We start from the raw sequence: 25,872 nt of genomic DNA, 5'->3' as shown, positions 1-25,872 counted from the left end.
GTTTGACATGGCGGATTTGATGAAGGGCAAGCGCGGGCTTGTCATGGGCGTTGCCAACGAGCGCTCGATTGCTTGGGGCATCGCCTCGGCTTTGGCCGCAGAAGGGGCAGAGCTGGCGTTCTCCTATCAGGGCGAAGCGTTCGGCAAGCGGGTGGAACCGCTCGCCGCCTCGGTGGGCGCGTCTTTGCTCGTTGATGTGGACGTGAACGACGATGCCTCACTTGATGCCGCCTTTGCGAAGCTGAAAGAGGAATGGGGCACGATTGATTTCGTGGTCCATGCCATCGCCTATTCGGACAAGAACGAACTGACGGGGCGTTTCATCAACACCTCGCGCGAGAACTTCAAAAACTCGCTGGCGATCTCTTGCTACAGCTTCATCGACGTGGCGCGCCGCGCCTCGGAACTGATGCCCGAGGGCGGTTCGCTGATCACGCTGACCTATGGCGGCTCGAACCGGGTGACGCCGTTCTATAACGTGATGGGTGTGGCGAAAGCGGCGCTGGAAAGCGCTGTGCGCTATTTGGCAAATGACCTTGGCCCGCAAGGCATCCGCGTCAATGCGATCTCGCCCGGCCCGATGAAAACGCTCGCGGGTGCCGCCATTGGTGGTGCGCGCAAGACCTTCCGCCATACCGAGGCAAACAGCCCGATGCGCGCCAATGCGACGCTCGAAAGCATCGGCGGCACGGCGGCTTATCTGTGCTCAGATTACGGGGCGTGCACCACGGGCGAGGTGCTGATGGTCGATTGCGGCTACCACGTGTTGGGCATGCCGCAACCGGAAAACATCTAAGCGAAATGGGCGCCTTCGGGCGCCCTTTTTAATCGGTGTCTTGGTCCAAATCGCGCAACGCGCGGCGCAGTTTCGGGCTTTGCTTTTGGAACCCCTCGGCGTCGCCGAAATCGCAGAAATTGCCGTAATAGGGATGCACGCCCTTCACCCGCTGGGCATGTTTGATCGGGCACCAATATTGTTCGGTCCGCGCGGCGACCTCGCGCACATAGGACACAACGCCATTGCCATAACCGCAATACATGCAGTTCACCTTCTGCACGATGTTGAGATAGGCAAGGTTCTGGCGGTCAATCACCACATGATCGCGCCGTTTCACCAGTGCGATGCCGTAAACCGGAAAACAGACGCGCTGATAAATCGTCACGAACAGGTCCAGCAGCACAAACGGGATGAAGACCGCATAGATAAAGGGGGCGGTCAGCACCACCAACAGCCGGGTGCGGCGCAAAAACAACCACCATCGCACCCGTGCCATACGGTGCGCATCGCGCACGCCTTCTTCAAACTCGATCCGGCCTTGGGTGAAGCGGTAGCGCCATTGCGCGCGGCTTTGCTCCCAAGCCTCTTCGACCTGCGCCTCTATCTCGGCAAGGCGCGCTTGCAATTGTTCTAGCCTGTTGTCGCTCATGGTTTTCCCCGCCCCAGTCGCTATGATGGCGTGATAATGCGCGCATCATGGGGGGAAGGCTATGGAGTTGCAGCAGTTTATCGCGCCCGATGGGGCAAAATTGGTATGGCGTGATCAGGGCGAAGGCGCGGCGCTGATTATGTTGCCGGGGCTGACGCGCACGGGGGCCGATTTTGACTATCTGCTGCCGCATCTGCCGGGTGGGCTGCGGGTGATCCGCCCCGATTATCGTGGCCGGGGTGGCAGCGATTGGACAGGGGCCGCCAGCTACACCGTGATCCAAGAAGCCGCCGATCTGGTGGCGCTGATGGATTATCTGGGGCTCGAGAAGGCGGCGCTGCTGGGCACCTCGCGCGGCGGGATGATCGCTATGTATATGGCGGCGTTGCCCGAGATGCGCGCGCGGCTGTCGGGCATTTGTCTCAATGATATTGGCCCGGTGATCGAGCATGACGGGCTGATGCGGATTTTTGATTATCTGGGCCGCAATCCGGTTGCCAAGACCTATGCGGAACTTGCTGAGGCTTTGCCGCGCCTGATGGCAGGCTTTGCCAATGTGCCCGCCATCCGTTGGGCCGAAGAGGTTACGCGGCACTACCATGAGACCGCGCAGGGGCTGCGTATCAATTACGACCCGGCGTTGCGCGAGTCTTTCCTTGCGGCCTTTCAGGGCGGCAAGGTGCCAGCGGCTTGGCCGCTTTTTGAGGCCTGCACGGGCCTGCCTTTGGCGCTGTTACGGGGTGCGAATTCAGACCTGTTGAGCCGGGATACGGTGGTCGAAATGCGCCGCCGCCGCCCCGATATGCTGTTTGCCGAGGTGCCCGACCGCGCGCATATCCCGTTTCTTGATGAGCCCGAGAGTGTTGCGCTCATCCGTGAGTGGCTGGCTCAGATCAGCGCCTGAGCCTTGGCGCCAACCCACCCCAAAGCGCCATAAGCGCCGCCGCCAAAACCGAAAGGCCCACCGCAGCGGCCAAGAAACTTGCGGTGCCCAAACTGCCCGCTTGCAACCATACCCAAGCGAGCATGGCTTGCCCCACAACCACGGCCCCCATCGCCCCCCATAGCCCTTGCCGGACAGCGGCGGGGCTGTGCGGCGCTTGGGCTAGCCGCAGCGCGGTTTTCAGCGCCAGCGCGGCATCATGGCGGATCACCATCAGTGCGGGCACTAGCGTCAGCACAATAAAGAACCCGGTGCTCAGGCCATAGACCAGCGTCACCACCGTGGGTTTGAGAAACAAAGATTGCCGACTTTGTTCAAACATCAGCGGCGCAAGTCCCAAGACGGTGGTGAGTGTGGTCAGCATAATTGGGCGTAGCCGCTCGCGCGCGGCGATGCGCGCGGCCACCGCCATCGGCAGGCGTTTGGCATAGTCTTGGATTGTGGTCACCAAGACGATGGCATCATTGATAATGATCCCCGACATGCCGATCAGCCCGATGATCGTGAAAAGCGACATAGCAAGGCCAAAGTCCAGATGCCCCCAGACCGTGCCAATCAGCCCAAAGGGGATCACGCTCATCACAATGACCGGCGTGGTCCAGCTGCCAAAAATCCAGCCGAGCACGAGGTAAATGCCCAAGATACACATGGCAAAGCCCAAGATTGCCTCATCCAAGAAGGCATCTTCTTGCAGCGCCAGCCCGCCCAGATCCCAGTCAAGGTTGTAGCGTTCCGCGATGGTGGGCAGGATATCGTTTTGCAGTGTGCGGGCAATTTCGCTGGCGCGTTCGGGATTATCTTCCGACAAAGCGCCTGTGACGGTGATCAGCCGCCGCCCGTTTTCGCGGTTTACGGTGGAAAAGGCGATTTCGCTTTTGGCCGTCACGATCTCGCCCAAGGGCACATAGGCGCCCGCTGGGCTGCGCATCAGGGTGGATTGCAGGAAATCGGCGTTTAGTTCGGCCTCGGGCACGCCCACCTCAATCGCTGTGGTGCGGGTGCCTGCGGGAAACTCTGCCGCTGTGATGCTGCCCAGCCGGGCGAACAGTTCCGCCCCAACGGCTTCGGTGGAAAAGCCAAGCGCCTCGCCTGCGGGGGTGAGCGTCAGCGTGACATCGTTTTTGCCATAGGGCAGGCTGTCTTGCAGCCCCGTCACTTCGGGAAAGGCGCCAAGCGCGGCCATCAGGTCTTCGGCGGCGGCTTTGAGGGTGAAACTATCCGCCCCATAGAAATTCACCGAAAGCGAGTCACCCCCGGGTCCCATGCCCTGCGTGCGGAAGTTCAAGATCGCCAGACCGGCGGGGCGGTTGAGTTCTTGCTGCACCTCGCGCACAAATTCGAGCGCGGTGAAATTGCGTTCATCCGCCCCTACAAGGCCAATGTCGATGGCGCCCAGCGTGTCTGGGTCCATCGTTTCTTCGCCGGGCAGGCCCTTCGCGGTGGTGCCGCCCACTTGGGTCAGCGCATGCACCACCGGGTTGATGCCGCTTTCGGCCTCGTGCCGTTTGGCCACCACATCGACCGCGCGGGCCAATTCGCGGGTCATTGCGCGGGTTTCTTCGCGCGTCGCGCCGGGCAGGAAGGCGAAGTTGCCGCCGACCGAGCCGCTTTCTGGCGCGGTGAAGAAGGTCCAGACCACCTCGCCGCGCAAGATCATCGCAACCGAGAAAGACAGCACCACGATCATGGCTGCCGCCACAAGGTAGCGCAGCCGGATCACCCAGCCGATCAGCGGCTCAAATACCCGCACCGCCATCACGTCAAAGCCTTGGTTGAACCAAGTGCTGGGCTTGTCATACCAGCGCGGACGGTCACTGGCGGCGAGCGCGTGATACATGTGATTGGGCAGGATCAGGAAGCTTTCGACCAGCGAGGCCAAAAGCACCGCCGAGACAACAAAGGGAATGTCGATGATCAGGCTGCCAAATTCGCCGCCCACGAACAAAAGCCCCAAGAAGGCCAAAACCGTGGTGGTGGTGGAGCTAAAGACCGGGCCCAGCATCCGACGCACCGCCTGCACCGGCGCCGAGGCGGCATCCGCCCCGCGATGGCGGTAGCGAAAATCGGCATGTTCGGCCACCACGATGGCATCATCGACCACGATGCCAAGCGTGATGATCAGCGCAAAAAGCGACATCATATTGATGGTCAGCCCCATCGCATACATCGCGCCAATGGCCGCCAGCATCGAGACGGGAATGCCCATCGCCACCCAAAGTGCGGTGCGCGCCGACAGGAACAAAAAGAGCGTGCCGAGCACCAGAACAAGCCCGGTCAGGCCGTTTTGCATCAGCACATCCAGCCGGTCGGTGATGTCTTGCGCACGGGTGTTGACAAGTCGGATGTCCACCCCCTCGGGCAATTCGGGGCGCAGGCTCTCTGCCAAGGCGCGCACCGCGGCCTCGATCTTGATCGCATCGCCTTCCGAGGTGCGATCCACCCGGATCAGAACCGCAGGTTGATCGTGCAGGTAATAGGCGCGCTCCGCATCGGCGCCGGTGACCGAAACCTTCGCCACATTGCGCACGTAAAGCTTGGAGCCATCGGGGTTGGTGCGCAGCACAAGGTTGCGAATGCGCTCTGCTTCGCGCGCCTCATCGCCCGCGCGCAGCCGCGCGGCACTTGCCGCCATATCGCCTGCGGGGCGCGCCTCCACTTGGCGGGCAATCGCGTCAGCAATATCGCGCAAGGTGATGTCATGGCGCAGCCGCGCCAGCTCTGGCACCGAAACCTCGATTTGCGGGGCCGCGACCCCGGTGATGGTGGTGCGGGTGATCCCGGCGCGAAACAGCCGCGCCACGAAATCATCGCCCAGACCCGCCAATTGATCGGGCGCAATCGGGCCAGAGATCACCACATCGGTGACCTTGTCCTTCCAAACCCCGCGCCGCACCACGGGTTCTTCGGCGGTATCGGGCAGGGTTTTCACCGTTTCGACGGCGGCTTTCACATCCTCGGTGGCCCGCGCCATATCCCAGCCGGGTTCAAGCGTCAGGGTGATCGTTGTTGCGCCTTCTTTAGAAATAGCGGCGGAACTCACCACCCCCTCAACGCCCTGAAGGGCCGGGTCCAAAAGAGCAACAACGGCATTATCAAGCTCTTCGGGGCCTGCGCCGTCCCACTCCACGCTTACGGTGACCGTGTCGATCACCACATCGGGAAAGAACTGCGAGCGGATCTTGGTGGTGGCAAAAAGCCCAAGCGCCAGCATCACCACCATCAAAAAGGTGGCGGCGGTGGCGTGGCGGGTGAAATAGGCAAGAATGCCGGTGTCGTTGCGCTCCATCAGCTTGCCCCTGTCACTGGCTTTCAGCCATTTTGGCTTCAAACTTTTCGACCGTGGCGCGTGGGACCGCCTCGCGGCTGAGTTCCTCTAGGAACTTCTCACGCATTTCAGGTTTCATCGTGGCGCTGGCTTCGATGAAGGCAATGATCTTGGCGCGACGTTCGGGCTCTAGCGTGACCGTCTCCGCCGCTGGGGCAGGCGCCGGGGCCGCACCGGGCGCAGGCGGCGGGCCGACGGGGGTGACCTGAATACCCGCCCCCAATTGCAGCGCGCGGCGTTCCACATAGCTGCGGCCAAAGGGCACCTCGCCCACGATCAACGTATCGCCTTGCTGGCGCAGAAGTTTCGCTTGCACCTCTTCCAGCCGGTTGCCTTCGCCCAAAAGCAAAATGCGCCCATCGGCAGAGGCCGCCGCCGCCGGGATCACCGCGACATTGCTGAGCGGTTTTTCCGCCACCTCAACACTGACAAAATCACCGGGGCGGATTTGCGTCGGGTCCGGCTCAATCAGCCGCGCATAGACGAGCCGCCCCACTTGCCCGGTGCCGGTTTCGGCGCCGGCGCGTTCCAAGGTGGCTTGCCACGTGCTGCTTTGCTGCCCGCTTTGCGCCCGGATCGTTACTTCTGCTTTGCGCAAATTGCCTTGCCCATTCAAAAGCCGCGAAAACTGGGTGTTGGTGACGCGGAAAGCCACCTCAAGGGCTGCCGGGTCCAGAAGGCTCGCCAGTTTTTCGTTGGCAGAAACCAGCCGCCCCTCGACCGCCGCCACCTCGGTGACTTGGCCCGCGAAAGGCGCGCTCACCGTGGCATCGCGCAAGGCGCGTTCAGCCTCGGCCAGCGCGATTTTGCGCCGATCAAGGGTGATTTCGGCTTGGGCAAGCCGCGCCTCATCCCCGGCGACAATTTGCAGGCGGTTCACCCATGTTTGTTCGGCGGCGGCTTTGGCAAGTTTCGCTGCTTCCAGATCGGCTGCGGTAGAGACGCCCCGATCCGCCAAGCCTTGCTGGCGGGTGGCGGCCTCGGCCCGAATATCGCGTTGCTCTTGCGCAACAGCGGCTTCCATCCGCGCCAGTTCCAGCGCAGAGCCTGCCTCGGCCAGTTCGGCTTCGGCCTCGCGCAGGTCATTCGCGGCGAGTGCAACCGCACTTTCGAGACGGGCCGGGTCAATGCGGAATAGCAATTCGCCCGCTGCAACCGCTCCGCCATCGCGGAAATTGGGCGAAAGCTCCACCACGGTGCCCGCCACCGCGCTGCGCAATTCAAGGCTACGGCCACTTTCCACCAAACCATAAGCGGTGATGATTGGCGTCACCTCTTGCGCAACAAGCGGGGCAACGGTGACCGAATAGGCGCGCTCGCGCGGGGTTTTGCCGGGGGGCGTGATGCGCGGGCCGGTCGCGGCGCTGTAGATCATATTGCCAGCAACCAACAGCAGCGCGAGGCTGATGCCCCCGATTACCACGCCAAAGGCGGCCCGATTGATGCTTTTCACGATGCGCTCCTGAACTTTCCGACCCGCGAAAAGGATAGGCGGGGTTCAGGGCTTTCTCCAAGGGGGCTTTGATGCAGGAGTGATATTTATTTTGATCTTAGAATGTGTCGGCGAGAGCCGCGGTCTCGAGCCCTTCGTGCGCCAACAGCCGTGCGGCTGTGAAGCGATCGGTCACCAGCACGTCAATCACCCCGGTGCGCAGCGCGCCCGCAATCGCCGCGACTTTGCTTGGCCCCCCGGCCAAGGCCAGCACCCGGTCCACCTTTTGCAGCGCATCAAGCGGCATCCCGATCACACGTTCATCAAGCGCGGTGATCACGGGCTGGCCCTGCGCATCAAAGAAGCGCAGCCCGATGTCGCCCACCGCGCCCGCCTCGGCCTCTTCTTGCAATTCGGGCGCGGAGAAAACGTTGCCCGAACGCGCCAGCATTCGCGAAGGTTCGATGCTGCCGATGCCGATCACCGCTAAAGTGACGCGCGAAAACAGTTCCAACGTTGCGCGGACGTAAGGGTCAGAGATCATCGCGTCTTTCGCCGCGCGCGATTGCGCCACGCCCGGCGCGGCCAGCAAGCGCGGTTCCGCGCCCGTGAGTTTGGCAAGCCGGGTGGTGAGTTGTGTCGCCTCAGATTGCATCGCGGGGGCCCCCATGCCGCCCAAAATCTGCACCACAAAGCGCGCTTTGGGGCCTTTGAGCGGATGGATGTTGTCGACCATTTTCAAGATGGTTTCTGACCAGCTGGAGACGCCGATGACCTCATCTGCCTGCATCGTGGCTTCCAGAAAATGCGCCGCCGCCTCGCCAATGCGCGCCATGATCGCCCCATCGCGCTCTTCCGAGCAGGGGACGACAATGGCCTCATGTAGCCCAAAATGGGTGCGCAGCGCGCCTTCTAAGGCGGAATAGGTGCCCGGTGGCGCAACAACTGTGGTGCGCACGATCTCTTCTTCGACCGCGCGTTTGAGCATCCGCGAGACGGTGGCTTGCGACACCCGCAGATGTTTGGCGATCTCGGCCTGACGTTTCTTTTCGACGTGATACATCTGGGCAACACGGGCGATCATCCGCAATTCGTTGCTGCGCGACACCGGGGCGGGCTCCGTCAGGTCCGCGCGGTGGCGCGCCGGATCGCGCTGCCCCATGTGGCCAGTGCCTCGGCTCGCTTCTCGGAGGGCATCTGCGGGGCAAGCGCCGCATCATGCGGTTCAAGCTGCGCCACGGTTTCAAGGTCCGGCCAAAGCCCCACAGCAAGACCCGCGAGATAGGCCGCGCCGCGCGCCGAGGCATCGGGGCTTTCCGAGGTGGTGACCGCATGGTCGATAATGTCGGCCACCATCTGCATCAGCTTACGGTTCTGGCTCGGGCCACCATCAACGAAAAGCCGCCCGATCTCTTGGCCGGCATTGGCGCGCACAATCTCGAACACGTCATTGACCTGATAGGCGATGCTTTCCACCGCCGCGCGCGCCACATGGGCGGGACCTGCGCCGAAGGTCAGGCCCGAAATCAGCCCGCGCGCTTCGCTGTCCCAATGCGGCGAGCCAAGGCCCACATGCGCTGGCACGAGCGAGACACCGAGGGTCGTATCCACGGTTTCCGCCAAAGCGATCAACGCATCCACCGAGGGCAGGCCCAAAAGATCAGCCGTCCAAGGCAGGATCGAGGCAGAGACCAAGATATTGCCCTCAAACGCATAGGTGATCTGGCCCGCATATTTCCAAGCGATCGTGGTGGTGATGCCTTTGGGCGGTATGACAAACTCGGGCACGGTGGTCATGATCGAAGAGCCGGTGCCAAAGGTCACTTTGCCATCGCCTGCCGTATGCGCGCCATGACCGAAAAGCGCGGCATGGCTGTCGCCAATCGCGGCCGCGACTGGCAGACCATCGGGCAGGCCGGCTACACCACTGGTGGTGCCAAAGACGCTCGCACTGTCATAGACATTGGGCAGCATCTGCATATCAACGCCGAAGAGCGCGCAAAGCTCCGCATCCCAAACGCCTTCGGCAATGTTGAACAATTGCGTGCGCGCGGCATTCGATGCATCGGTCGCATGCACGGTGCCACCGGTGAATTTCCAGATCAGCCAGCTGTCTACCGTGCCGATGCAAATGTCCTCCGGGGCGCGGCCTTGGGCATGGTGTTCCAACAGCCAGTCGACCTTTGTGGCGGGGAACAGTGGGTCAAGCGGCAGGCCGGTGCGGGCGATCACCTGGTCTTCTTTGCCCGCGGCCTTGAGCGCCTCGCAAGCGGCGGCAGAGCGGCGGCATTGCCACGTAACCACGGGGCCGAGCGGTGCGCCCGTGGCGCGATCCCAGATCAGGATCGACTCGCGTTGGTTGGATATCCCAATCGCCGCAATCTCGTTGCCCGGAGCCTTTGCAAGGCAGGCGCCAATCGCCGCAACCGTTGCGGCCCAAATCTCTTCCCCGTCTTGTTCCACCCAGCCCGGCTGCGGGTGGCGAATGGGCACCGGCTGCGACCCCGTGGCGAGCACCGCACCGGTTTCGGAAAACAGGGCCGCCTTGGAGTTGGTGGTGCCTTCATCAATGGCAAGGATCGTGCGCGCGGTCATGGCCGGACCTCAAAATTTGCGGGCGAGGGGGTGGACGGGCCGCGCCGCTCCCGCAGCGGCGCAGTGTCATGGCTGCAAGGTGCGAAGTGTCTTGCGGCGTTGAATAAAAATTCCACCATAACTAGGCATTCGCGCAGCCAAGCTGTCAAGGCGCCAGCGCGGGGAATTATTTGGCCAAATCTGTGCGGCGGTTGTGGTGAGTGGAATTGGTTGCCTCGGCACAAGGCATGGCCAAGCGCCCGCGAGACGCGGGCGGTTTGGTACTTTATTTGTGAATTAGTCGAGCGCCGCGATCTGGCGGGCGAGTTGTTGCAGTGCCCGCGCTTGGGCGGCGGCCACGGCGGCGGGGCCTTGGCCCTCAAGCGGGACAGAAATGTTGAAGCTGCGCGCTACATCGCGCCCCGCGCCCATCACAGGGGTCACAAAATACTGTCCGCTCAGGTGAAAAAGCCCGTCCGCCCCGGCCAAAATCTGCGAAACGCGGATGTTCAATTCGCGGTCGGGCCCTTGGCTCAGCGGCCAAGGTTCGGGGACCGCCGTCGCCCCGCTCAGCGCCGAGATTTGCCCCGCCAGCACGCGCGTGACCGCCGCAGCAGGCGCATCGGCCCAAAGCGCATCGGGCTGGGCGCGCAGCGCGCCATCGGCCTCTTGCATCGTGACTTCGGGCGCGGTGGCATATTGTGGCAGCACGACCTCGCGCAGTTCCACCCGGCCCAAACGGTTGGGAAGCTCTTCACCGGGCAAAGGCGGTTCCACCAGATAAAGCGCCGAATTATCTCCGCAGCCAGCCAGCGTGCCGCAGACCAGAAGGCTCAGGATCAGGGTCTTGGTGCCAAGGGGAAATGTCATGTCTTACCGCCCGAGAATGATGGATTGCGGATTGCGCTGAATCATTCGGATCAGCGTGTCGAAAGAGGCGGCGGTTTTGCGCAATTGGCGCAGGGTCGCCACCGTCTCGGTGTTGAAATCAGACCGCTCACCATAGCTGGCCAAAACGCCATCCAAATTGCGGATCACCCGTTCCAGCTTGGTGGTCAGGTCTGGCAGTTTGGTGCTGGCCTCGGCCACCGCATCGGCGGCCTCGCGCGCCGAGCCAAGGGTTTGGTTCAGGTTTTCTGTGGCGCCGCCTTGCTCAAGATCTTTGAGCATGACGGTGAGCGCATCCAAAGATTCAGTCAGAGATTTTGGCAGCGCTTCCATATCTGCCGAAGAGGCAAGCTTATTGAGCGAGGCGGACAGATCAGCGGCGTTTTGGGTGATTTCTTGCAATGGCAGCGTCTTTGCCGTTTCGCCAATCTCATTGAGCGTATCAATCAGCTTGGGCACGCCTGCCACGCTGTCTGTCACCGCCTGCGCGGCTTCGCTTGCTGTGGTCATGGCGCCGGTAATACTGTCCACCGTGCCCGCTTCGGCAAGATCGGCCATAAAGTCGCCGGTTTCCTCCAGCGCTTTGCGCAACGCGGCGGGGGCGGCTTGCAGATCGGGGGAGCTGATCACCCCACGCGCATCCTCGACAAGACCCAAGATTGCGCCGGGCACTTGTTGCGTTTCTTCCTGCCCGATCAGCTTCGTCGTGGTGTCGAGCAGCGAGATGGTCGAATCCATCACCTCTTCGATTGGCAGGGCATTGATACGCGCCAAAACACCCTCGGCTGAGGCCGAGAAGTCGGAAATGTCCGGGGCGGTGGTCGGCAGCACCGGGTTTGGCTTGGCATCAAGGTCGATGCTGGCGGGTTCAGCATCTTTCACCGCGACCAGTTCGACCACGAGCGAGCTGCCCAAAAGCCCGCTGCTCGCCACCCGTGCACGCAGGTTCTTTTGGCTGACCTCTTCCGAAAGCAGCGCGAGCACCGCCTCCGTATCGCTTTTGCGCGGTAAGCCCAGCCGTTCGGGCGTCACCGCAAAGTCGACGCGTTGCACCACTGTTTCATCGCCCTCGGTCCCGGTGACCGTTTCGATCCCGATATTGATGATCTCACCGACTTTCACACCGCGCAGGTTGACCGGATCGCCAAGCGCCAAGCCACGGATGGAGCCATCAAGCCGGATCGAAAGCGCGACGCGTGCCTCTGCCGTATCGGCAAAGATAGAATCGCGGGCGGTTTCTTCGTCGGGAAAGATCGGGAACGAGGGGCTGTCGCCGAGTGGGGCGCCGCCAGTGACAAGCGTGTTGAACTCCACACCGCCTTGGATCAGCGAAGACAGGCTGCGCACATTCAGTTTGACGCCCGAAGCCCCAAGCGAGACCGAAAAGCCCGAGGTGTTCCAAAACAGCGTCGAGGAGGTGAGCCGCTTGTCATAAGGTGCCTCGATAAAGGCATTGATCCGCACCCCATCGCCGGTGGGGTTGACGCGCAGGTTGCGCAACTGGCCAACCTTGATGCCGCGATAGAGCACCGGCGCGCCTTCGATCAAAGAGCCGCCATCCGGTGCGGTGAGCGTGATCCATGTGCCCGAGCCCGGCGTAACGGCGAGCGGTGGCGTTTCCAGCCCCTTAAAGACGGCAGGCGGAGGCCCGGCAAAGCGTTTATCCCACAGCCCCTCAATAAAAACGCCCGACAGAACCGTATCGAGCCCCGAAATCCCGCTAAAGCCAATCTGCGGGCGCGCGAGCCAAAACTGCGCTTCGCTGTCAATATGCGCGGCCATGTCTTGATCTACGCGCACGGTCACAAGGGCGGCGGTCAGGTCTTCGGTAAAGCCCACCTTCTCGACCTTGCCGACCACGACTTGGCGATATTTCAGCACGGATTGTCCCGGCACCAGCCCGGCGGCATCAGAAAAGGTGATCTGGATCGGCACGCCCCGGTCGTGGAAGGTTTTCCACGCGACCCCAAGCGAGACGATCAAGGCCAAGATCGGCACCACCCAAACGATCGAAAATCGGCTCAGCCAAGAGGCCGGGGCGGCGGTGATCTCGGGCTGCGCGGGGGTGGAGGGCTGGTTTGGGTCGATACTCACGCGCTTGGTCCTTGGTCTTTTTCCCAAATCAATCTGGGGTCGAAACTTTGCGCCGCCAGCATGGTGAAGGCGACCGAAAGGGCGAACAGGGCGGCGGCTGGGCCGGGATGGATACTGACCACATAGCCCAGTTGCACCAGCGAAGACAGGATCGCGACCACGAAAACATCGACCATCGACCAGCGGCCGATGAAATCCATGATCTCAAGCAGTCGGTGTCGGCGGTGGCTGGAAAGCCGCGCATGGCTGCGCAGGCTGAGCGCCAAAACCGCAATCGCGATAAATTTAGCCATCGGCACCACGACAGAGGCGCCAAAGACAATGGCGGCCACGCCATAGGCATGGTGGTGAAGAAGCTCGACCACACCGCCAACAATGGTGTTTTCGGCCGTGCCGGTGGCCACGGTGGCGGTGCGCAGCATTGGGTAGAGGTTTGCGGGGATGTAGCAAATGACCCCGGCGGCCAACCATGCCCAGACGCGCTGGAGGCCGAAGCCGCGATTGGGCTCTAGCCGCCCGCCGCACCGCGGGCAGATGTGGGTTTGTCCGTGCGAAACCCGGCCACAGGCGCGGCAGCCAATCAGCCCGGCGGCTTTGGCGGTTAGCGTGGGGTGTCGAGCGCTTGCCATAGGGTCCAATCGCAAATGAGATTGTCTTTCACGGTGACCACCACCACCAATAGGCCAAAGGCCCAAAAGGCGGGGCCGAGTGTGACTGTGGCAAGGCCCGCCAATTTCACCAGCGCCACCACAGCGCCCACAACGAAAATCTCGGCCATCGACCAAGGTTGAATGGCTTCAGCAAAATGCATTGCGCGGCGGGCTTGCGGCCACGGACGGTGGCCTTGGGAAAGGGGCCAGAGCGTATAGATCAAAAGTGTGACACGCAGCATTGGCAACACCACGATCAGTGCCATCACCGCCACGGAAAGCGGCAGCAAAAGCCCATCCGAAAATGCAAGCGCCGCGTCAAAGATCGAACTGGCATGGCTGATGCCGCCTGCCGAGATTTGCAAAAACGGAAAGAACACCGCCCCCACCATCAAGATCGCAACGGTGAGCGAAAGCGCGATCACCTTGGCAAAGATCTGTTTGCGCGGCGCGTAAAGCAGGTGGTGGCAGCGCGGGCAGCGGCAGCGCGTTTCGGAGGTGAGATCGGGAACGCTCATGAGCAAGTCGCAGGCTGGGCAGGCGACCAGCGTTTCAAGCGGGGGCAATGCCGCTTGGGCCGTTGCAGGGGTGTTCGGTGCAGACATGGGGAAAGTGTAGTGCGCGGGCAAGGTCTCGGAAAGGGGTTTGCCGGGCTTCCATCTGGCGCGTGATGGATTACTTCTTTGCCATGGGCCGGATGGGCTGGCCCTTTTAGGAGCGCCGCCGGTGTCTGCTGTCGTGGAACAGACGAGCTATTTCGCTGAACGGCGCGCCCGTGTTGCGGGTTTTGTTGCGCAGCATTTGCAGGGGCGCGGCAGTTTTCGGCTGCACGGGGCCGCGTTGGGCGCAGATGTTGTGCGCGCGCCGATCAATATTGTCCTCTCGCCGGTGCTTTTGTTGGTGCGGGCCGCGGCGCTGTTGCTGGACCGATTTGGCGCGTCGCAAGCCGCGCAATGGTTCCGCGCGCGCCCGATCTTGCTGCGCACTGCTGTTTCGGCACGGGTTGAGGCCGCGCTTTTGCGTGATTTGTTGGAGGTGCCTCTTGGGGGCGACGCGACGCCAGCGCGCCATGAGATGACGGAAGCGCTTTGCGGTGCGCACCCGCTGGGGGATTTGATCCGCCACCATGGGGAGGATGCGCCTTTGGTGGCGCAGCGGGTGATGCGTGCGGTGGGGGAATATACCGGCACCCGCTCTGCGGTGGCCGAGGGCACAACCGCCTTGTTGACGCTGGCGATTGGCGGGCTTCTCTTTCACGCGCTGACACCGGGGATGATTTCGATGGCCCCCGATGTGGCCGAGGCGGTCTCAACCGAAACAGCGGTTTCCGCCTTTCCCTTGGGCGCGGCCTTGGGCGGGGTTTGGTATGGTCTGTTCCCGGCGGCACCGCCCGTTTGGATGATTGTCACGACCGGGCTTGCCCTCGTTTGCCTTGGTGCGGTGGTGGCGAGTTTTGCGGGGCTTTTGGCTGATCCGCTGCAAGCCGCACTTGGTCTGCATCGCCGCCGCTTGATGCGCTTGCTCGATACGGTGGAAAGCATCGTGGTGAGCACGAAAGAACGCCCCTTTGTGGCGCGCGAGCATTTGTTCGTGCGGGTGTTCGATTTGTGGGATGCGGCGCTGTCCGCCTTGCGGCTTTTTAAGGGGTGATGGGCGGGCGATAGGTCGCAGCCAGATCGGCGCTTGGCGCGGCTGTGGTTCTAGGAACGCTAGGGCAAGGGCGCTATCTTCGCGCCGAATTTGACCGAAAAGGAACCCCTCATGGCCGATCTCGACGACATCAAGGAAGGCAAGGATTTCGGGCTCGACCAGCCTGCCGACCTGCAAGGCTTCTACCTGAAAGGGGCCGCGCATTACGATTGGGGGATGAAGAACCGCCTGAGCCGCATCTTCAACCCGAAAACCGGCCGCACGGTGATGTTGGCCTTTGACCACGGCTATTTCCAAGGCCCGGCGACGGGGCTGGAGCGGATGGACCTCAACATTTTGCCGCTCGCCGATTACGCCGATGTGCTGATGTGCACCCGCGGCGCGTTGCGCTCGACCATTCCGCCGACCAACACCAAACCGGTGGCGCTGCGTTGCTCGGGTGGCAACTCGATCTTGACCGAATTGTCGAATGAAACCGTTGCGGTGGAAATCGAAGATGCGATCCGGCTGGGCGCCTGCGCGATGGCGGCGCAGGTCTATATCGGCTCGGAATACGAGCATAAATCGATCACCAATGTGCTCAAGCTGATCGACACCGGCACCCGCTATGGCATCCCGACGCTGGCGGTGACGGGCGTGGGCAAAGATATGGCGCGCGATGCCCGCTACTTTGGCCTCGCCACCCGGATCGCAGCGGAATTGGGCGCGCATTATGTGAAGACCTACTTCGTCGAAGAAGGGTTCGAGAAGGTCGCCGCTGGCTGCCCGGTGCCGCTGGTGATCGCGGGCGGCAAGAAGCTGCCGGAACTCGAAGCGCTTGATATGGCGTATAAAGCCATCGACCAAGGCGCGGCGGGCGTTGATATGGGCCGCAACATTTTCCAATCGGACGCGCCGATTGCGATGATCCAAGCGGTCAACAAAGTGGTGCATGAAAACTTCACCGCCAAGGAAGCCTATCAACTCTTCCTCGATCTGAAAAACGCCTGAGGCATAAGAGATTTCAAGCATTTCGCCCGGTCCGCAATGCGGGCCGGGCTTTTATATTTCGGCGCCGCGTTTCGCCCTGCTTCGAGGCGACGCAATAGGCTAGTGATGCCGAGAAAAATCACCGCCGCGCGCAAAAGTAGATTTAACTTATTTATTCTCGCCCTATGCGCGATTCGTTGCTAAGCTCGGATGTCTTGAGTGGAGATCGTGACACAGTGGCTTCGCACAACCGCCATCAAGATTTGTATCCGCGCGCTTGCACCATGGTTTGTGCGGATGCTGTCGCATGGTCTTTACGGCGCACCGCTGAAGGCGGCGCGGTGCTGGTGACTGGCGCTGGTGCGCAGCCCATGCAGTTTTCAGATTTCGCAAAATGGTTCGTGCCGGATGATCGGGCGCAGGTCTTGGCCTTTCTTGAGCGTGAGCTTGCGCAAATGGATGCGCCGATGGTTCAGCGCGCGCCAGACCGCCTGATGGGGCGGATGCGCTGGAACGGCGCGGGCGATGAAGCGGTGCTGACGAGCCTTGAAATTTCCGGTCGGGAATTGCCAGGGCAGGGAATGCTGCTGCGGCTCGATACTTCGTTCGATGCGACGCGCGCCAATCTTGACCGGATTGGGGTCTCCCCGGCGATGGCATGGTCGATCACCTATCCCGATCGCGGCTTTGAAGTGGCCGAGAGTTGGAAGGCGCGGCTTGGCTATGCCCCCGAAGATCTGCCCGATTTCAGCCTTGAGGGTTGGGCCGCGATCAGCCACCCCGAAGATGTTGCCGCCTTTGAAAGTGAGGCGGTGCAGACGCGGTTACGTGCGGGCGAGCCGTTTCAGCTTTTGTCGCGGATGCGGCATCGCAATGGGGCTTGGATCAGCTTTCTTTCTTTTGGGCGCGCCGTGCGCTGGGACGCGCAAGGCAATGTCACGCAGGTGATGGGCTGCGATTTGGACATGACCGCCTTTTCGGTGATGGAAAACGCCCTTCTGCAAGAGCGCGAGCGGCTCGCCCATGTGTTGGAGGCGCTCCCGTCCGGCAAGGTGGTGCTGGATGCCGAGGGGCAGGTGGTGTTTTCCAACCCAGAGGCCTCTGCCCTGCTCGACATCGGCCCGTCGAAATTCATGGGCCACAATTTTGCGGCGCTCCTGCAGCTTGAAGAGGGGCGCGAAGATTTTGAGGATGCGCTGAAAGATCCGGAGACGCTCGGCAGTTTGCGATTGCACCGCAAACGCGCTGGTCGGCGTCAAGTGCTGCAAGTGGACCTTGCGCCCATGCCGGACCCGAATGACCATGAGCGGGTTCTCGTTTCCCTCAATGACATCACGCAGCTTTTCGATCTGCAGCGCCAGTTGGAACAATCCATCGAGAATGCGCGGTTCATTGCGACCCATGATCTGATGACGGGGCTGCCAGATCGCTATTTGGCGATGCGCGTGGTGGATGAGCATATCCGGCGGCTGGAAAGCGCGCATGAGGAACCGGAGGCCAATCAGCTTGCGGTTCTGTGTATCGAATTCGACAATTTCCGCCTGATCAATGACACGCTAGGCCATGAAACCGCGGATCAGCTGATCAAATCGGCGGCGAAGCGGTTGGAGGTCGGGCTGCCCGATGGGGCGGTTCTGGCGCGGGTGAATGAAGGCGAGTTTGTCGTTTTGCTGCCGGGCGCCGATGCTTTGGCCGCTGAATCGCGCGGCTGGGAGATTGTGCGTGCCTTCGCCCGGCCGCTGCATCTGCCACAGCGGCATTTCTTCCTGACCGCCTCGATCGGCGCAAGCCGTTACCCCGACGACGGTCAATCCGCCGAGGCGCTGATGCGGGCGGCAGATATGGCGATGCACCGCTCGCAGGCGCGGGGCCGCAACACTGTGACGATGTTCAGCCGCGAGATCGGCGGGCAATTTGAGCGGCGCAGCGCGGTCGCACAGGCCCTGCATCGCGGGCTTGAGGCGGGGCGGTTTGAATTGTTCTTGCAGCCGCAGTTTGATGTGACGCATGGCATTGAACTGGTGGGGGCCGAAGCGCTGTTGCGGCTGACCGATGCAGAATTGGGCCCGATCTCGCCGGGTGAGTTTATTCCGGTGGCGGAGGTGGATGGGCTGGTGGCGGCCATTGATCTGGATGTGATGCGGCTTGCGGGAGCGATGCTGACGGGCTGGGCCGCGCGCGGTATTGATTTGCCGATTGCGATCAACCTCAATGCCGCGACGCTGGATGAACCCGGCCGCGCCGATCTGCCCGAGAGGTTGATGCGCGCGGGGCTAAGCCCGACGCAGGTGATGATTGAACTGACCGAAACTGGGCTCGCCGCGCCCATTGCGCAGCGCAAGCGCAACTTGCGGCGGCTGGAAGAGGCGGGCTACCGCATCTCGGTCGATGATTTTGGCACTGGTCAATCGGCCTTGGGGGCTTTGCAGCATCTGCCGGTGGCCGAGTTGAAAATTGACCGTTCCTTCGTGCAAGCGTTGGATGGGGAAGAGCCTGCCCGCGCCCTGGCAATTGTGCGCGCGATCCTTGCGATGGCCGAATCGCTTGGTTTGCACGCCATCGCCGAAGGGGTGGAAACCGAACGCCAATTTGACATGCTGCGGGCCGAAGGATGCACGCTGATGCAGGGCTTCTTGCTCGGGCGCCCGGTGGATTTGCGCAGTTTCGAGGCGATGTATCTGCCGCAGCAGCGCGCGCGGGTGGGGGCACAACTGCGGGGCTTTCGCGCCGGGAGAGATTTTGCATGACCTCTCCTCCGCATCGGTTAAGCCGCCCCGACACCCCCGAATCGCGCGCACGCTGGCTCCATGAGGTCGGTGGGCTCACTGTTGAGGAAATTGGCTGGCGCTTGGGTCTGCCCGCCGAAAAGGTCAAATCTCTGCTCGAAAAAGGGGAGTCCGAGGCGGTCTTGATCCCCGGGGGAATGGCGGGTGCGCGTTTGTTGCGCCACCTTAGCAGGCGATTGCGGACGGTTTACGGGCTGTCTGGCGTGCATTTGGCGCCGTTTGCCCCCGGTGAAACCGACCCGATCCCAGCGATTGCCAGTGTCGCCGCGCGCTGGCTCACCCGGCTTGTGAAATCCTCTGATGCGCCCAAGGTGGTGGGGCTGTCGCATGGGCGGTCCTTGGCGGCAATGGTGCGCGAGTTGCCCGAGATGCGTGCGCCAGAACTGCGCTTTGTCTCGCTTTTGGGGGAACTCACGCTGTCCCACACCGCTTATCCGCATGTGGTGATGAACTATCTCGCGCAGCGTTTTGGTGCGCAGGCCTTCCCCTATCCGGCCACGCTCTACGTCACCACCCCCGAAGAGCGCGCCGAATTGATGCGCATGCCGGTGGTTGCCAAAGTCACCGATATGGCGCGCGTGGCTGAGGTGTGGATTGTGGGCATTGGCCGCCCGAGCGATGCCAACCAGCTTTTGGGCACCGGGATGATCTTGCCCGGATGCTTGCACGAAATTGATCAACGAGGCGCGGAATGCGAGATTTTGGGCCGCTTCTTTGATGGGCGAGGGCAGGAGTTGACCACCTCGCTCGCGCATCGGACGCTTTCGCCGCTGCCGCAAGATTTTGCGGGCCGCCGCATTGTCGGGCTGGCAGGGGGCCCCGAGAAAGTCGCGCCAATCCGGGCCGCTTTGCGCGGCGGGCTGGTGCAGGAACTGGTCACTGATACCCGCACGGCGGTGGCGCTTTTGGACCCGACAGAGCATTCCACCTACGCGCTTTTGCTCTAGCATTCGGGCCGCAATCGCAGCGGGCAGAAAAACCTGCATCTTTTCGCTTTCTGGTGCTTGACGGGGGCGCGCGGGATGCGTAGAAGCCCCCTCACGCCCGAGCCAAGGCTTGGGAGAAATGCGCGGTTGTAGCTCAGTTGGTTAGAGTACCGGCCTGTCACGCCGGGGGTCGCGGGTTCGAGCCCCGTCAACCGCGCCACTTTCCAAAGCCCCTGCCTCGGCGGGGGCTTTTGGTTTTTGGGGTCAGGATTTTGGTAATCGCCCCGTGACGGTTAGGAAAGCTTGCACCAACGGGTGTTCTGCCCCAAGAAAATAAATCGCCGCCGTGGGCACACCGACGCCGATCAGCCCGATGGTGCCAACCCCGGCCGCCGTGCCCAGGCTCTTGCGATAGGAGGCCATGAAACCATCTTTCTGCGCCAGAAGTTCGGCGGCCTCGCGCGCCTTCTCGGCGTCTGCCAGTTGCGTGGTCAACTTGTCCACGACGGTTTCAAGATGCGCGATGCGTAGGCGCAGCAGGGTTTCTTCGCTCTGCGCATCGGCCCGGTCGCGCGCGATGGTCTCGAGCACATCGCGCACTTCGAGCATCACCTGCAACACCGGGGCGAGTTGGTTGCCATGGGTCGCGGGCACACCCTGCAAGGCCTCGGTGATCTGCGCGGCGAAACTGGCCGCCGAAACCCGCGTGATGGTGGCATGACGCAACAGCGCCCGGATTTGGGCTTCGGCAGTGCGCACCGCAGGCGGTGCGGAGGGCGCCCCGCCGATCCATTCGGGCGGTTTGCCGTCGGGGCGGGCCTTGGGCAGATAGGGCTCGGGCCAGGGCGGCAGGGTGTTGAGATAGGCGAGAGTTTCGCGGGCGCGCTCCGCATTCGATTTTATACCGGACAGTCGCATTAGCTCTACATCAGCTTTGCAAGCCGCAGCGTCTGAATACACCAGTCCCGGACTGAATTGCTCGGCAGCAGTAAGCTTGGAAAGCGAACGCAGTGGGCGCATATCTGCGACGAGAGACCGGTTTAGGATCAAGTCTCTAAGCGAAGCTAGACCTGAGATGGGGGATAGGTCTTCAACCCGAGTTTGGCCGATGAACAGTGAGGTTAGGTCTACAAAGCCACTTAAAGTCTCAATATTTACCACCGAGGAACCATAAAGCGAGAGCGTGCGCAAGCGCGTCAGGCCTTCAATTGTAGATAGGCGCTTAACTTTTGTGTATTCGAGAAGAAGTATTTGAAGCGTGGCGTGTTCGCGTAGCGGCGTCAAATCAGCTACCCGAGTGTGGCTAAGGTCGACAGACCTCAATTCGGGAATTGTGCAGACCTCCTCAGGTATCTTTTTTAATTCCCGAAATCGCCCCATGGATAGGTGGAGTTCCCTCCTCCCCTCCCGCTTCACTCGCGCGATCTCTTCGACCGCCGCCGCATACGCCTTCTCCGCCGCGCTCATCCGCTCCTCCACCCCTTACGCGCCCACCTTCGCGCCAGCTTCCCTTCGCGGCAAGCGCATTCCCGCTTGACGCCCCCTTTGCCAGCGGCTATTCCCCGCCCATCGCGCGGTTGTAGCTCAGTTGGTTAGAGTACCGGCCTGTCACGCCGGGGGTCGCGGGTTCGAGCCCCGTCAACCGCGCCACTTCCCCCCCCTCATCTTTGCTGGACGCTCCCGGTTTGCTCGCGTATCACCGCCGCAACCGGAGGGATTGACGATGCGCGATGAGCTGGATGCGAAAAACCTGATCGAGCAAATGGGCGCGGCGGCGCGTGCGGCGGCGGCGGAACTCGCTTTTGCCAGTGCCGAGCGCAAGCACGCGGCCTTGATTGGCGCGGCTTATGAGGTTTGGGAAAACCGCGAAAAGATCATGGCCGCCAATGCCGAAGACCTTGCGTATGGGCAAGAAAAGGGGCTGAGCCCGGCGATGATGGACCGGCTCAAGCTCGATGAAGACCGTATTCGCGGCATTGTGGACAGCCTGCGCGCGGTGGCCGAGCAGCGCGACCCGGTGGGCGAAGTGATTGCGGAATGGGATCAACCCTCGGGGCTGCATATTCAGCGCGTACGCACGCCGCTTGGCGTGATTGGGGTGATTTACGAATCGCGCCCCAATGTCACCGCTGATGCCGGGGCGCTTTGCCTCAAGGCGGGCAATGCGGTGATCTTGCGCGGCGGCTCGGAAAGTTTCCATTCCTCGCGCGCGATTCACGCTTGCATGGTGGCGGGGCTGAAGGCCGCCAACCTGCCCGAAGCGGCGATCCAGCTGGTGCCGACGCGCGACCGCGCCGCCGTGGCCGAGATGCTGCGGGCTGTCGCTTATATCGACGTGATCGTGCCGCGTGGTGGCAAGGGGCTGGTGGGCCTTGTGCAATCCGAAGCGCGGGTGCCGGTTTTTGCGCACCTTGAAGGCATTTGCCACGTCTATGCAGATGGCGCGGCGGATCTGGAAAAGGCACGCAAAGTGGTGCTGAACGCCAAGACCCGGCGCACCGGAATTTGTGGCGCGATGGAATGCCTGCTGATTGACCGCAAGTTCTACGAACAACATGGCGCGGTTTTGGTGGAAGACCTGCTCAAAGCGGGTGTTGAAGTGCGCGTGAGCGAAGACCTAGCGGGCGTGTCGGGCACCGTTCCGGCCGCCGCCGATGATTTCGGGCGTGAGTTCCTCGATATGATCTGTGCGGCGAAGCTGGTGGATGGTGTCGATGGGGCGATCGCGCATATCCGCGAATATGGTTCGAACCACACCGACGCGATTTTGACCGAAGATGATGCCGCTGCGGCGCGGTTCTTTGAGCGGCTTGATAGCGCGATCTTGATGCGCAACGCCTCGACCCAATTCGCCGATGGTGGAGAGTTTGGCATGGGGGCGGAGATCGGCATCGCCACCGGCAAACTGCATGCGCGCGGCCCGGTGGGGGCAGAACAGCTCACCTCGTTCAAATATATCGTGCGCGGCGACGGCACGGTGCGCGGCTAAACGCAAAGGAGGGCGGTCTTGCGCCCTCTTTCATGCCTTCGACTTTGTGAAAATATCCCGGGGGTGAATTACCCGTGAGGGCAAGAGGGGGCAGCGCCCCCATCTCCTTTAGAATGTGATCTCGGCGGTGGTCTCGGTCACGTCCCAGTTCACGCGGCGGCCTTGATGGCCCGCTTCACGCGGCAAAAGCGCAAATTGCACCTGTGCGGGGCTCACTGTCACAAGGCTGCCCGAGAGCCGCGACCAAAGGTCCGGGTCGGCTTTGGTGCGCTTGGTTTGCGCAGTGAGTTTCCATTCGCCGCCTTCTTCGCGGATCACCACCTCGCCGCCCCAAGGCAGCGCGGGTTCGAGGCACAACAGCCCCAAGAAGATCAGCTTGACCAAGCGGCGCGGATGATCGCCCGAGGCGAGCCAGTGATATTGCAGCCGCCCGCCGCGCGAAATTTCCTCCAGCACAGCCAAAATCTCGGGCGTGCCCAGCCGCTGCTCGGCACTGGCCTGCCCAAAAGCGATGCGGAAGAACTTGATGCGCGCATTTGCCGCGCTCACGCTTTCGGAGATCAACTGCACTTCGGGGCTGGAGCCCAAACCCGACATGGCAAGCAATTCGACCCCGTTGCCGATTGCGCCCAAAGGGCTGATAAGGTCATGGCAGAGACGCGAGCCCACAAGGGCCACGAGATCGGCATCGATCATGCCATCATCGGCGTTCGGAGCAGGGATCATGGTCGTATCGTGCGGCATTTCAGTTTTCCCAGATGGGGGCAGGATGAACGAATTTTTGGAACCGGGGATGCTCGTGACAAACCCGCAGGCACCCGATTGGGGGCTGGGGCAGGTGCAATCGCGCATTGGCGATAAGGTGACGGTCAACTTCCAACATGCTGGCAAGCAGGTGATTGATGGACGGCGGGTTCAGCTTTCTCTCGTTATCGAGGGGCAAGGTTGACAAAAGGTTAACACTTTCCTGCTTGGTTAACAGCCTCGGCGGCGGAGCGCTTATTGCAGGCGTTCCGTACCGTCACAGCAGTGGGATGGGGCATTGATCGGCCCCAAAGGGCCCCCTACATCGGGGGAAACAGAAAACAGGGTGGAACCATGACAGTGGCAGCACTGGCCTATGAAACACGGCTTGCGAGCGATGCACGCGACATCCGTGCCTCGCAACGGCTGCGCTATCGGGTGTTCGTGGAGGAATTGGGCGGCGATGGGCCGCTCATCGACCATGAAAACCGCCTTGAAGCCGATGAGCTTGATCCCCTTTACGATCACCTGATGCTGATCGACCCGACCAAAGACCCCGATGATCTGGACCGGGTTGTGGGGGCCTACCGGCTGTTGCGCTCTGACCGGGCGGCAGAGGTGGGGCGGTTTTATTGCGATGCCGAATATGATCTGGCGCCGTTGCGGGCCTCTGGCCGGCGGCTCTTGGAACTGGGCCGCTCTTGCGTGCATCCTGACCATCGCGGCGGGGCCGCGATGCTGATGCTGTGGAATGCGCTGGCCGATTATGTCTTGGCGCATGAGATTGATATTCTCTTCGGTGTCGCGTCCTTCCATGGCACCGATATTGAGGCCTTGCGCGCGCCGCTTTCTTGGCTGCACCACCACCATCTTGCGCCCGAAGCATTGCGGCCCCGTGCGCAAGCCGCGCATTTCCAGCGCATGGATTTGGTGCCTATGGCCGAGTTGGATCGCCGCGCGGCCATGGGGCAAATGCCCAACCTCATCAAAGCCTATTTGCGACTTGGCGGCTTTGTGGGGGAGGGTGCCTATGTGGACCACCCATTTAATACGACCGATGTGCTTTTGTTGATGGATACCAAGGCGATGTCAGAAAAACACCGCGAGTTTTACACCCGACGTGCGGAGGGGCGGGGATGACCCAGCCCAAACGCGCGCCCCAAACCCCATTGTGGATGGGCGGCGAGCCCCCGGTAGAACCGCCCAAAAGCGCGGCGGATAAGTTGCGTCTGGGGCTACGCGGCCTTGCGATTGGCCTGCTGCTGAGCGGTGGTCTGGTTGTGCTGTTGCTCTTGCGGCTGATCGAGCGGCCAATCCACGGCGCGGCGCGGCCTTGGACGCCGAGCCTCACGCGCGTGGTCTGTCGCCTGACGATCGCCATCATCGGCATCCGCTACAAAGTGCGCGGCACGCCAATGCACCACATTGGCGCAGTGGTGGCCAATCATTCCTCTTGGCTTGATATCTTCGCGCTGAATGCCTGCCAAAGGGTCTATTTCGTCTCCAAAGAGGAGGTGGAGCGCTGGCCCTTTGTGGGCTGGTTGGCACAGGCCACTGGCACCGTCTTCATTCGCCGTGACCCCCGCCAAGCCAAGGCGCAGCAAGCGGTGTTCGAGGCGCGTATCCGCGCTGGGCATCACCTACTGTTCTTCCCCGAGGGCACTTCGACCGATGGGCTGCAAGTGCTGCCGTTTAAAACCACGCTGTTTCAAGCGTTTTATACGCATGGGCTTGATCGGGTGATGCAAATCCAGCCCGTCAGCGTGATCTACCATGCGCCCCAGGGCGAAGATCCGCGCTATTACGGCTGGTGGAGGGATATGGCCTTTGCCACCCATTTGGCCAAAGTGCTGGCCGCGCCGCGCCAAGGCGAAATTGAGGTGGTGTTTCACGATCCACTGAATGTGGCCGATTACCCCTCGCGCAAAGAACTTGCGGCGGCCTGTGAGGTGGCTGTGCGCGCAGGCGTGGATCAAGCCCTGTCGCGGTAAAAGCGTAGCACCTCAAGCCGGATTGCGGTGGCAAGGCCGGTTTCTTGGCCACGGGCAGCGTCTATTTCGCGCGCAAGTTCGTTGATGCCAAGGCCACGGTGTGCGGCCAGCGCCTTGAAGCCCGCCCAGAACTCATCTTCAAGCGAGACCGAGGTGCGGTGCCCGCCCAAGGTCAGCGAGTGTTTGCGCGGGCGGCTCATGTCTCGTCGTCGTCGCGCTTCGCGCCATCAAGCAGATCACGCGCCTTTTGCGCCTGCGCTTCCTCAAGTTGCTTCTGCGCCTTGGTGCGGCCGAACTTGGCGGCATTGGCATCGGCCTTCGTGCGCGCCTCTTGGCGCGCTGCGGCTTTGCGAAAACGGTTGAGGTTGATGATCTCGGCCATGCGCGCAGCATCGCACGGGCGGCGGGGCTGCGCAATCCGGGCAGGGAATGACCGCTTTGCGCGCTTGTGCCCGCCGCGCGCGTGCTGTTCCATAGCGTAAAG

The 25,872-nt window shown here is 62.0% G+C and carries 23 protein-coding genes and 2 tRNA genes; 12 read left to right on the top strand and 13 right to left on the bottom strand.

Annotated elements, in window-relative coordinates:
* Positions 1-7 precede the first annotated feature (7 nt).
* Positions 8-796: an enoyl-ACP reductase gene (locus tag CRO18_RS02400; protein WP_076485273.1), complete on the top strand. Its 789-nt coding sequence runs from the start codon at positions 8-10 to the stop codon at positions 794-796.
* Positions 797-824: 28 nt separating this feature from the next.
* Here the strand turns inward: CRO18_RS02400 and CRO18_RS02395 are convergent, their stop codons facing one another.
* Positions 825-1,427, bottom strand: coding sequence for a hypothetical protein (locus CRO18_RS02395; protein ID WP_076485274.1), 603 nt, complete (start codon positions 1,425-1,427; stop codon positions 825-827).
* Positions 1,428-1,488: 61 nt separating this feature from the next.
* On the opposite strand from CRO18_RS02395, the gene CRO18_RS02390 reads away from it, so the two are divergent.
* On the top strand, positions 1,489-2,331 hold the full coding sequence (locus CRO18_RS02390; protein ID WP_097080925.1) for an alpha/beta fold hydrolase: 843 nt from the start codon (positions 1,489-1,491) through the stop codon (positions 2,329-2,331).
* On the opposite strand, the gene CRO18_RS02385 is transcribed toward CRO18_RS02390, so the two are convergent.
* The 8 genes from CRO18_RS02385 to CRO18_RS02350 form a co-directional block, all read right to left on the bottom strand.
* On the bottom strand, positions 2,321-5,656 hold the full coding sequence (locus CRO18_RS02385) for an efflux RND transporter permease subunit (RefSeq protein ID WP_097080924.1): 3,336 nt from the start codon (positions 5,654-5,656) through the stop codon (positions 2,321-2,323). The genes CRO18_RS02390 and CRO18_RS02385 overlap by 11 nt on opposite strands.
* A 13-nt stretch (positions 5,657-5,669) precedes the next feature.
* Positions 5,670-7,148 (bottom strand): efflux RND transporter periplasmic adaptor subunit, encoded by a 1,479-nt coding sequence (locus CRO18_RS02380; protein WP_097080923.1) that lies wholly within the window; start codon positions 7,146-7,148, stop codon positions 5,670-5,672.
* A 97-nt stretch (positions 7,149-7,245) separates the two neighbouring features.
* The gene (locus CRO18_RS02375; RefSeq protein WP_249275969.1) at positions 7,246-8,289 is read right to left on the bottom strand and encodes a sugar-binding transcriptional regulator; all 1,044 of its coding nucleotides are present in this window, start codon (positions 8,287-8,289) and stop codon (positions 7,246-7,248) included.
* Positions 8,250-9,722 carry an FGGY family carbohydrate kinase gene (locus CRO18_RS02370; RefSeq protein WP_097080922.1) on the bottom strand — a complete coding sequence of 491 codons (1,473 nt, stop codon included), beginning with the start codon at positions 9,720-9,722 and terminating at the stop codon, positions 8,250-8,252. The genes CRO18_RS02375 and CRO18_RS02370 overlap by 40 nt, the downstream gene beginning before the upstream one ends.
* A 276-nt stretch (positions 9,723-9,998) precedes the next feature.
* Positions 9,999-10,571: a membrane integrity-associated transporter subunit PqiC gene (locus CRO18_RS02365; protein WP_097080921.1), complete on the bottom strand. Its 573-nt coding sequence runs from the start codon at positions 10,569-10,571 to the stop codon at positions 9,999-10,001.
* A 3-nt stretch (positions 10,572-10,574) separates the two neighbouring features.
* Entirely contained in the window at positions 10,575-12,683 is a 2,109-nt protein-coding gene (locus CRO18_RS02360) for an MlaD family protein (RefSeq protein WP_143128589.1), read from the bottom strand.
* A complete protein-coding gene (locus tag CRO18_RS02355) occupies positions 12,680-13,312 on the bottom strand; it encodes a paraquat-inducible protein A (protein WP_097080919.1) in 633 nt (210 codons plus the stop codon). The genes CRO18_RS02360 and CRO18_RS02355 overlap by 4 nt, the downstream gene beginning before the upstream one ends.
* A complete protein-coding gene (locus tag CRO18_RS02350; protein ID WP_097080918.1) occupies positions 13,285-13,938 on the bottom strand; it encodes a paraquat-inducible protein A in 654 nt (217 codons plus the stop codon). The genes CRO18_RS02355 and CRO18_RS02350 overlap by 28 nt, the downstream gene beginning before the upstream one ends.
* A gap of 121 nt (positions 13,939-14,059) precedes the next feature.
* Between CRO18_RS02350 and CRO18_RS02345 the strand changes: the two genes are divergently transcribed.
* The 5 genes from CRO18_RS02345 (at position 14,060) to CRO18_RS02325 (ending at position 19,884) form a co-directional block, all read left to right on the top strand.
* Positions 14,060-14,983, top strand: a complete 924-nt coding sequence (locus CRO18_RS02345; RefSeq protein ID WP_143128588.1) for a DUF6635 family protein — start codon at positions 14,060-14,062, stop codon at positions 14,981-14,983.
* A 111-nt stretch (positions 14,984-15,094) separates the two neighbouring features.
* Positions 15,095-15,973, top strand: a complete 879-nt coding sequence (gene lsrF, locus CRO18_RS02340; RefSeq protein ID WP_097080916.1) for a 3-hydroxy-5-phosphonooxypentane-2,4-dione thiolase — start codon at positions 15,095-15,097, stop codon at positions 15,971-15,973.
* A gap of 164 nt (positions 15,974-16,137) precedes the next feature.
* Positions 16,138-18,699, top strand: coding sequence for a bifunctional diguanylate cyclase/phosphodiesterase (locus CRO18_RS02335; protein WP_097080915.1), 2,562 nt, complete (start codon positions 16,138-16,140; stop codon positions 18,697-18,699).
* Complete coding sequence (locus CRO18_RS02330; RefSeq protein WP_170952533.1) at positions 18,696-19,685, top strand: sugar-binding transcriptional regulator; 990 nt, start codon at positions 18,696-18,698, stop codon at positions 19,683-19,685. Before CRO18_RS02335 ends, CRO18_RS02330 begins: the two co-directional genes overlap by 4 nt.
* 122 nt (positions 19,686-19,807) lie before the next feature.
* Positions 19,808-19,884: transfer RNA gene (locus CRO18_RS02325), tRNA-Asp, on the top strand.
* A 44-nt stretch (positions 19,885-19,928) separates the two neighbouring features.
* Here CRO18_RS02325 and CRO18_RS18560 read toward each other — a convergent pair.
* A complete protein-coding gene (locus CRO18_RS18560; RefSeq protein WP_143128587.1) occupies positions 19,929-21,131 on the bottom strand; it encodes a leucine-rich repeat domain-containing protein in 1,203 nt (400 codons plus the stop codon).
* Positions 21,132-21,237: 106 nt separating this feature from the next.
* Here CRO18_RS18560 and CRO18_RS02315 point away from each other — a divergent pair.
* Positions 21,238-21,314: transfer RNA gene (locus CRO18_RS02315), tRNA-Asp, on the top strand.
* A 73-nt stretch (positions 21,315-21,387) separates the two neighbouring features.
* Positions 21,388-22,653, top strand: a complete 1,266-nt coding sequence (locus CRO18_RS02310; protein WP_097080912.1) for a glutamate-5-semialdehyde dehydrogenase — start codon at positions 21,388-21,390, stop codon at positions 22,651-22,653.
* Positions 22,654-22,761: 108 nt separating this feature from the next.
* Here CRO18_RS02310 and CRO18_RS02305 read toward each other — a convergent pair whose 3' ends face one another.
* Positions 22,762-23,397 (bottom strand): histidine phosphotransferase family protein, encoded by a 636-nt coding sequence (locus CRO18_RS02305; protein WP_245826515.1) that lies wholly within the window; start codon positions 23,395-23,397, stop codon positions 22,762-22,764.
* 25 nt (positions 23,398-23,422) lie between these two features.
* Here CRO18_RS02305 and CRO18_RS02300 point away from each other — a divergent pair, with 25 nt between their 5' ends.
* The 3 genes from CRO18_RS02300 to CRO18_RS02290 all read left to right on the top strand — a co-directional run bounded on the left by CRO18_RS02300 (position 23,423) and on the right by CRO18_RS02290 (position 25,388).
* On the top strand, positions 23,423-23,602 hold the full coding sequence (locus tag CRO18_RS02300) for a DUF3553 domain-containing protein (RefSeq protein ID WP_076485026.1): 180 nt from the start codon (positions 23,423-23,425) through the stop codon (positions 23,600-23,602).
* A 149-nt stretch (positions 23,603-23,751) separates the two neighbouring features.
* Entirely contained in the window at positions 23,752-24,537 is a 786-nt protein-coding gene (locus tag CRO18_RS02295; RefSeq protein WP_097080911.1) for a GNAT family N-acetyltransferase, read from the top strand.
* Positions 24,534-25,388 carry a 1-acyl-sn-glycerol-3-phosphate acyltransferase gene (locus CRO18_RS02290; RefSeq protein WP_097080910.1) on the top strand — a complete coding sequence of 285 codons (855 nt, stop codon included), beginning with the start codon at positions 24,534-24,536 and terminating at the stop codon, positions 25,386-25,388. Before CRO18_RS02295 ends, CRO18_RS02290 begins: the two co-directional genes overlap by 4 nt.
* On the opposite strand, the gene CRO18_RS02285 is transcribed toward CRO18_RS02290, so the two are convergent.
* Together CRO18_RS02285 and CRO18_RS02280 are read right to left on the bottom strand one after the other, a co-directional pair.
* Complete coding sequence (locus CRO18_RS02285) at positions 25,370-25,588, bottom strand: ribbon-helix-helix domain-containing protein (RefSeq protein WP_076485023.1); 219 nt, start codon at positions 25,586-25,588, stop codon at positions 25,370-25,372. The genes CRO18_RS02290 and CRO18_RS02285 overlap by 19 nt on opposite strands.
* The gene (locus CRO18_RS02280) at positions 25,585-25,770 is read right to left on the bottom strand and encodes a DUF4169 family protein (protein WP_076485058.1); all 186 of its coding nucleotides are present in this window, start codon (positions 25,768-25,770) and stop codon (positions 25,585-25,587) included. Before CRO18_RS02280 ends, CRO18_RS02285 begins: the two co-directional genes overlap by 4 nt.
* Between the last annotated feature and the right edge of the window lie 102 nt (positions 25,771-25,872).

The sequence above is a fragment of the Rhodobacter sp. JA431 genome, assembly GCF_900217725.1.
GTDB classification, from domain to species: Bacteria; Pseudomonadota; Alphaproteobacteria; order Rhodobacterales; family Rhodobacteraceae; genus Rhodobacter; species Rhodobacter aestuarii.
The sequence above is the reverse complement of the archived record's forward strand: the minus strand, read 5'-3'. Positions and strand labels throughout refer to the sequence as shown.